Annotated in this window: 8 protein-coding genes; 5 read left to right on the forward strand and 3 right to left on the reverse strand. The window is 67.9% G+C overall.

Annotated features, from left to right (window positions below; genetic code table 11):
- The 3 genes from H0U68_RS09130 to H0U68_RS09140 all read right to left on the reverse strand — a co-directional run.
- Positions 1-571 (reverse strand): enoyl-CoA hydratase-related protein (locus H0U68_RS09130; protein WP_296354807.1); only part of this gene is annotated, 571 nt, incomplete at its 3' end.
- A 3-nt stretch (positions 572-574) separates the two neighbouring features.
- Entirely contained in the window at positions 575-1,195 is a 621-nt protein-coding gene (locus H0U68_RS09135; protein WP_296354809.1) for a TetR/AcrR family transcriptional regulator, read from the reverse strand.
- Positions 1,196-1,277: 82 nt separating this feature from the next.
- On the reverse strand, positions 1,278-2,357 hold the full coding sequence (locus H0U68_RS09140; RefSeq protein WP_296354811.1) for a PA0069 family radical SAM protein: 1,080 nt from the start codon (positions 2,355-2,357) through the stop codon (positions 1,278-1,280).
- A 239-nt stretch (positions 2,358-2,596) separates the two neighbouring features.
- On the opposite strand from H0U68_RS09140, the gene H0U68_RS09145 reads away from it, so the two are divergent.
- From H0U68_RS09145 to H0U68_RS09165, 5 genes are all read left to right on the forward strand, one after another.
- Positions 2,597-2,812, forward strand: coding sequence for a cold-shock protein (locus H0U68_RS09145; RefSeq protein ID WP_296354813.1), 216 nt, complete (start codon positions 2,597-2,599; stop codon positions 2,810-2,812).
- A gap of 106 nt (positions 2,813-2,918) precedes the next feature.
- Positions 2,919-3,134 carry a hypothetical protein gene (locus H0U68_RS09150; protein WP_296354815.1) on the forward strand — a complete coding sequence of 72 codons (216 nt, stop codon included), beginning with the start codon at positions 2,919-2,921 and terminating at the stop codon, positions 3,132-3,134.
- A 39-nt stretch (positions 3,135-3,173) separates the two neighbouring features.
- A complete protein-coding gene (locus tag H0U68_RS09155) occupies positions 3,174-3,923 on the forward strand; it encodes a serine protease (RefSeq protein WP_296354817.1) in 750 nt (249 codons plus the stop codon).
- 155 nt (positions 3,924-4,078) lie between these two features.
- A complete protein-coding gene (locus H0U68_RS09160; protein ID WP_296354818.1) occupies positions 4,079-5,287 on the forward strand; it encodes an adenylate/guanylate cyclase domain-containing protein in 1,209 nt (402 codons plus the stop codon).
- A 13-nt stretch (positions 5,288-5,300) separates the two neighbouring features.
- A partial coding sequence (locus H0U68_RS09165; protein WP_296354820.1) for a PAS domain-containing hybrid sensor histidine kinase/response regulator occupies positions 5,301-6,985 on the forward strand: 1,685 nt, incomplete at its 3' end.

A 6,985-nucleotide genomic window follows, 5' to 3' on the forward strand; every position in this document is an offset into this window, starting at 1 on the left:
GCTCGCACATGCCGATGCGCAGCGCTTCGTCGGCCGGCACCTTGCGGCCGGTCAGGCTGATCTCCAGCGCGCGGCCCTGGCCGACCAGCCGGGGCAGCCGCACGCTGCCGCCATCCAGCAGCGGAATGCCCCAGCGGCGGCAGTACACGCCGAAGTAGGCGTCCTCGGCCATCACGCGGATGTCGCACCACAGCGCGAGCTCCATGCCGCCCGCGACCGCCGGCCCTTCGACCGCCGCGATCACCGGCTTGGACAGTTCCAGCCGCGTCGGGCCCAACGGGCCGCGCGGCGCGGGTGCGGCCCCGCGCGGAATGGCGAGGCCGCGTGCGATGTCGCGGTCGAACGCCTCGCGGTCGGCCAATGTGCTCGCGTACTTCAAATCCCAGCCCGAGCAGAAGGCGCCGCCCGCGCCCCACAGCACGGCCACTGCTGCCTCGCCGTCGCTCTCGAAGGCGAGGAAGGCATCCACCAGCGCGTCCGCGCTGTCGGGGTCCATCGCGTTGCGGGCTTCCTGGAAACGGTCGTGGACGATGGTCCAGACCTTGCCATTTTTTTCGATGCTCACGGCCATGGGCTACTCCTGTTGCGCGGCGCGCTGTTGGATGAAGAACTGGTTGAGGATCTCCGCCGGCCCGGCGTTGCCCAGCGTCAGGCGGCCCGACAGGTGCAGCACCAGCATGCCGATCAGCTGGGCGAACACCGCCATGGCGCCAGCGTCGGGCGCGGCACTCCTGGTCTTCGGCGGGCGCGGCGACAGCAGCCGCACGGTGGCGGCCAGCGCGTCGTTGAGCGTGCGGTCGGATTCCTTGCCCACGCCCAGGCGCTTGAGGCCGTCGAAGGCGTAGAGCCCCAGGTTCACCTCGTACGGCCGCTCCAGGTAGTAGCCGGCGAACGCTTTTGCAGCCGCCTCGTGCGGGCGCACGCGGGCCCTGGCATGCGCCGCCGCGACGCGCTCGTGCAGCGCCGCGAGCGACTGCTCCAGCAGCGCCGCATAGATGTGCTCCTTGCTCGCGAACAGCGGATAGACGGCGCCGGTGGTGCAGCCGGCACGCGCGGCGATCACGCGCATCGAGGCCTGGTCCAGGCCGTGCTCTTCGAACACCGCACGCGCGGCGGCGAGGATCGCGTCGCGCTTCATCGCGGCCACCGGCTCGTTCCAGCGCGGCTTCGCGCGTTCGGCACCCTGGCTGCCCATCTTCGTACCGCCTTTATGCGTTGATAACAGTGTTATCGTAAATGCACTGGCGCGCGATGGCAACCGCCGGATGGCACAGCCCTCAGAACAACGCGGTTTGGCGCGGATCGCCCGGCGGCACGAACGGCCGCAGGTCGAGCTCGATGCGTTCCTTGTTGAAGCCCAGGCGCGCCACGGCTTTGTCGAAGCGCTGGCGCACCAGCTCCGACCAGATGCCCGAACCCTTCATGCGCGTGGCGAAATCGGCGTCGTAGTCCTTGCCGCCGCGCATCTCCTGGATGCGCGCCATGATGCGTTCCGCGCGCTGCGGGTAGTGCGCCTGCAGCCATTCGCGGAACAGCGGCGCGATTTCCCAGGGCAGGCGCACCACATGGTAGAAGGCGCTGCGCGCGCCGGCGTCCCAGGCGGCTTCCAGCACCTGCTCCATGTCGTCGGTGACGAAGGGAATGTGCGGCGCCAGGCTCACGCCCACCGGAATGCCCGCCTCCACCAGCGTGCGGATGGTGCGCAGCCGCCGGTGCGGCGCCGCGGCGCGCGGCTCCAGCTTGCGCGCGACCTCGGCGTCCAGCGTGGTGACGGTGACGTACACCGCGGCGAGCTTGCTGGCCGCCATCTCGCCGATCAGGTCGATGTCGCGCTCGACGCCGCTGGATTTGGTCACCAGCGAGAACGCATGCCGGCACTCGCGCATGAGCTCGAGCACGTCGCGCGTGAGGCGCAGCTCGCGCTCCACCGGCTGGTAGCAGTCGGTGGCCGAACCGATGTTGAGCAGCTGCGGCTTGTACGAACGGCGCGACAGGTCCTGCCGCAGCGCCTGCACGATGTTGCGCTTGGCGATGATCTTCGTCTCGAAGTCCAGCCCGGGCGACATGTTCAGGTAGCTGTGCGTGGGCCGCGCATAGCAGTAGATGCAGCCGTGCTCGCAGCCGCGGTACGGGTTGACCGAATAGGCGAAGTGAATGTCGGGCGAGTCGTTGATGCTGAGCGCGCTCTTCGCGTCCTCGAAGATCACCTGCGTCTTCAGCGCGGGCGCAGCATCTGCGTCCGCGCCATCGCCGCCCTGCTCCCAGCCGTCGGAGAACGGCCTGCGTTCTTCGCTCGCGAAGCGGTGCGCCATGCGCGACACTGCACCGCGTCCCTTGATCGGCTGAGGACTGTTCATTTGTCCAGTATGGCACTGCGAAACACATCCGAGCAAGCTGTGCTGGCGGTTTCGCCCAAAACCGGGTTATGATCCGCCCCGCTAGAACGTTCCAACGGACCATTTCTTTCGGGTCTTCTTCTCCCACCGCCGGCCTAGCCGGCGCGTCGTTGTCGAAATCTCCATCGATGCTTCTCTTGGCGTTTTGCACCGCATGGCGTGTTGCCGTGCGGCAATCCTTTTCCATCAGGAACAAAAAAATGCAAGCAACCCAAACCGGCATCGTGAAGTGGTTCAACGAGAGCAAGGGCTACGGCTTCATCACGCCGGATGACGGCGGCAAGGACCTCTTCGCGCACTTCCGCGAAATCCAGGGCGCCGACGGCTTCAAGACCCTGGCTGAAAACGCCCGCGTCCAGTTCGTCGTGACCCAGGGCCAGAAGGGCCCGCAAGCCTCCAACATCGTCACGCTCTAAGCGGCGATTCCGCCCGCCGCGCAGCGTTTTCGCTGCGCGGCGGCGCCCTCTGGCTGCGCCGGAGCAGAAAGCACCATTGCAAGACTCTCTTCCCCGCCCCCTTTCCGTGGGCAAATACCTGATTTCTCCGCTGACCAAGACGCTGGACAACGGTTGGTTCGCCAGCTCCGTTTCCATCCGCTCGGGCAGCGGCCGCGGCACCACCGACCGCGTCCTGCGCCTCACGCGCCTGTTCCGTGACCGGCTCGCCGCCGCGGAATACGCCCTTAGCGAAGGCCTGCAGTGGATCGGCGCCCCGCGCGTCCCCTGCGCCGCCGCCTAGCGCTCCGTTCTGCGCAGTCGCGGCAAACCCAATCCCGCGATGACCGAACCTCTTCTTCTCAGCACCACGCGCCTGTCCACCTACCTGGCTGGGCGGCTGCTGACGGCCGCAACGGCCTTCTTCTTCGAACGCGACGACCGCCTGTATGCCGTGACCAGCCGTCACGTGCTGCACGACGAGCCGAGCGCGCATTTTCCCGACCGTGTCGAACTCGTCCTGCACGTGGACACCGAGAACTTGAGGCGCACCGAGGTGCTGTCGCTGCCGCTCTACCATGAGGGCAAGGCGGTGTGGCACCAGGGCGTCGACTCGTTCGGCGAAGTGGACGTGGCGGTGCTGGAGATCGACCGCACCGTCATCTCGCCCGACACCGTGATCCGACCGTTCCGCCCCGAGCACCTGCAGCGCTCCTACGACGGCGTGGACGTCGGCGAACGCCTGCTGGTGGTCGGCTTTCCGCTGGGCTTCTACGACACCGTGCACCACCTGCCGGTGGTGCGCCACGCCATCATCGCGTCCTCGTTCGGCGTGCGCTTCCAGGGCGAGGGCTACTTCCTCACCGACGGGCGCATGCACCGCGGCTCCAGCGGGGCGCCGGTGGTCATGCGCCGGCGCGACGTGCCCGGCGACCCGATGCCCTGGCGCCTGCTGGGCGTGCATTCTGGCCGCATGGACATGGACACCCGCGACGCGGCGCAGGACGAGACGCTCGGCCTGAACTGCGCCTGGTACGCCGACATGCTGATGACGCTGACGCACGAAGACACCGGCGCCGGCGCGGCGCAGTGACCCCGCGGCGCGCGCCCTGCACGGCGCGCTAGAACTTTCCACCGCCAGCAATTTGCCTAGGCCCTCCCAGGAATTTCCGTAGCCGGGGGCCTGCTGCAAATGGTGTCATTGCTGCACCGCCCACCATCCTGTCGGGCGCCGGTTGGAGAGAGCACATGGACACCGCGAAGAAGGAAAATCGCAAGGCCCGCATCCTGGTGGTCGACGACACGCCGGACAATCTGTACCTGATGTCCGCGCTGCTGGAGGACGAGTACGACGTGGTCACCGCCGAGAGCGGCAAGGCCGCGCTGGAGATCGCCGCGTCCGCCGAACCGCCCGAGCTGGTCCTGCTGGACATCATGATGCCGGAGATGGACGGCTACGAGGTGATGCGCCGGCTGCGCCAGAACCGCGCGACCACCGGCATTCCGGTGATCTTCCTGACCGCGCTCACCAGCATCGAGGAGGAGCAGTACGGCCTGGACCTGGGCGCGGTGGACTACATCACCAAGCCGATCAGCCCGCCGGTGGTGCTGGCGCGCGTGAAGGCGCACCTGGAGCGCAGCGCCAACGCACGCCGGCTGCAGGCGCTGTCGGAAAAACTGGCCCGCTACCTGGCGCCGCAGGTCTACAAGTCGCTGTTCGACGGTTCGCGCGACGCCGAGCTGCGCACGCAGCGCAAGAAGCTGACGGTGTTCTTCTCCGACATCAAGGACTTCACCGCCTCCACCGCGCGCTGGCAGCCGGAGGACATCACCTTCCTGCTCAACAGCTATTTCTCCGAGATGTCCAAGATCGCCTCCGAGTACGGCGGCACGCTGGACAAGTTCATCGGCGACGCGATGGTCATCTTCTTCGGCGACCCCGAGACGCGCGGCGTGAAGCAGGACGCGCTGCAGTGCGTGAAGATGGCGCTGGCGATGCAGCGGCGCATGTCCGAGCTGCAGATCCTGTGGCGCGAGATGGGCTCGGACAAGACCTTCCAGATCCGCTGCGGCATCAACACCGGCTACTGCGACGTCGGCAACTTCGGCAGCGACATGCGCATGGACTACACCATCATCGGCGCCGAGGTGAACAAGGCCGCGCGCATCGAGCAGGCGGCCGACCCCGGCGGCGTTCTGATCTCCAAGGAAACCTGGTCGCTGGTGCGCGAGGAGATCACCGCCGACGCGCGCGAGCCGCTGTCGGTGAAGGGCTTCCCGGAGCCGATCGACACCTACGCGGTGCGCGGCGAGTCGCACCCCGACGACACGGCGCGCAAGGTGTTCCAGTGGGAGCGGCTGGGCATGCGCGTGCTGATCGACCTGGACCGCCTGCCCACCACCGAGCGCGCCGCCGCCGCGGTGGAGCTGCGCGAGATGGCCGACCGGCTGCACTAGGGTTCGGCCGCCGATGCATCCAGACCGCTTCGACCTTCCCGCCGACGCCGGCGAGGAGTTGCGCGAAGCCCGCCGCGTGGTGCAGCAGCTGCGCGGCGAGCTGGCGCGCAGCCGCTCGCGCGAGTCGCTGCTGGCGGCCACGCTGGAATCCACCGACGACGGCATCCTCGCGCTGCAGTTCGAAGGCGGGACCTTCTACTGCAACGAGGCCTTCGCGCGCATGTGGAGCCTGCCGCCGGAACTGCTGGCCACCCTGCGGCGCCAGGAGATGAACGCGCTGCAGGCGGCGCAGGTGAAGGACCCCGACCAGCTGATGCGCTGCATCAGGACCTACGACACGCAGTCGGAGGATTTCAGCGTGGTGGAGCTCAAGGACGGCCGCGTGTTCGAGCGCCGCGCCCGTGCGCAGCTGGTGGACGGCAAAAGCGTGGGCCGCGTCGTCAACTACCGCGACGTGACGCAGCGCGTGCGCTTCCAGCACAAGATGATGTTCAACCGGTCGGTGGTCGAGGGCTCCGGGCCAATGCTGTGGATCGACCGCGACAGCTGCCGGGTGATGTACGCCAACCGCGCCGCCTGCCACATGCTGGGCTACACCGCCGAGGAGCTGACCGCGCTCAAGTCGAACGATTTCGACCGCGGCCTCGACGACGCGAACCTGGACGCGATGAACGCGCAGCTGCAAAGCACCGGGCGGCCGGTCAGCTTCAAGACGCGCTACGCGCACAAGGACGGCAGCCAGCGCAATGTGGACGCGATCGCCTCGCTCGCGCACGACGGCGAGCGGCCGATCTACATCGTCAACTTCAAGGACATCACCCAGGAAAAGCTGCAGGCCCGCGAAGCTCTGCGCCAGCAGGCGCTGCTGCACAGCCTGATCGATTCGATCACCGACCCGATCAGCTACCGCGACACGCGGGGCGTGTTGCTGGGCTGCAACCCCGCCTTCTGCCGCGTGGTCGACAGGAACGCGGGAGAAATCGTCGGGCGCACCATCGAGCAGGTATTTCCCGCGCAGCATGCGGCGGCCGTGCGGGCGCGCGACGTGCAGGTGCTCGGCTCGCAGCAGCCGGCCACCGTGGAAGAAAGCTACGGCGACCCGTCGGGCGAAACGCTTTACTACGAAACCGTGCGCGAGCTGCTGCGCGACAGCCACGGCGCGCCGATCGGCGTGCTGTCGATCAGCCGCAACGTCACCGCCCGCAAGCGCGCCGAGGAGGAAGTGCGCCGCGCCAAGGAGGTCGCCGAGCAGGCCACGCAGCTGAAGTCGGACTTCCTGGCCAACATGAGCCACGAGATCCGCACGCCGATGAACGGCGTGATCGGGATGGCGGAGCTGCTGCTCGACACCGAGCTCTCCGACGAGCAACGCGGCTACGCCTCGATGGTGCGCAGCTCCGGCGACGCGCTGCTGCAGATCATCAACGACATCCTCGACCTGTCGAAGATCGAGGCCGGCAAGCTCGAGCTCGAGCACGCCGAGTTCAACCTCTCCGAGGTGGTCGACGCCGCCGTCGCCATGCTGGCCGAGAGCGCGCGCGGCAAGGGCCTCGAGCTGCGGGCCTTCATCGAGCGGCGCGCCCCGGTGCAGCTGGTGGGCGACCGCTTCCGCCTGCAGCAGATCCTCACCAACCTCATCTCCAACGCCATCAAGTTCTCGCCAGAGGACGAGCCGATCAACGTCATCGTCTCGGTGGC

It is taken from the genome of Ramlibacter sp. (assembly GCF_013697775.1).
Taxonomy (GTDB): Bacteria; Pseudomonadota; Gammaproteobacteria; order Burkholderiales; family Burkholderiaceae_C; genus Ramlibacter.

What these genes read in the sequence shown, in the direction of transcription:
- H0U68_RS09135 (WP_296354809.1), bottom strand. Translation starts at nt 1,195, where the DNA reads ATGGGCAGCCAGGGTGCCGAACGCGCGAAGCCGCGCTGGAACGAGCCG.
- H0U68_RS09140 (WP_296354811.1), bottom strand. Translation starts at nt 2,357, where the DNA reads ATGAACAGTCCTCAGCCGATCAAGGGACGCGGTGCAGTGTCGCGCATG.
- H0U68_RS09145 (WP_296354813.1), top strand. Translation starts at nt 2,597, where the DNA reads ATGCAAGCAACCCAAACCGGCATCGTGAAGTGGTTCAACGAGAGCAAG.
- H0U68_RS09155 (WP_296354817.1), top strand. Translation starts at nt 3,174, where the DNA reads ATGACCGAACCTCTTCTTCTCAGCACCACGCGCCTGTCCACCTACCTG.
- H0U68_RS09160 (WP_296354818.1), top strand. Translation starts at nt 4,079, where the DNA reads ATGGACACCGCGAAGAAGGAAAATCGCAAGGCCCGCATCCTGGTGGTC.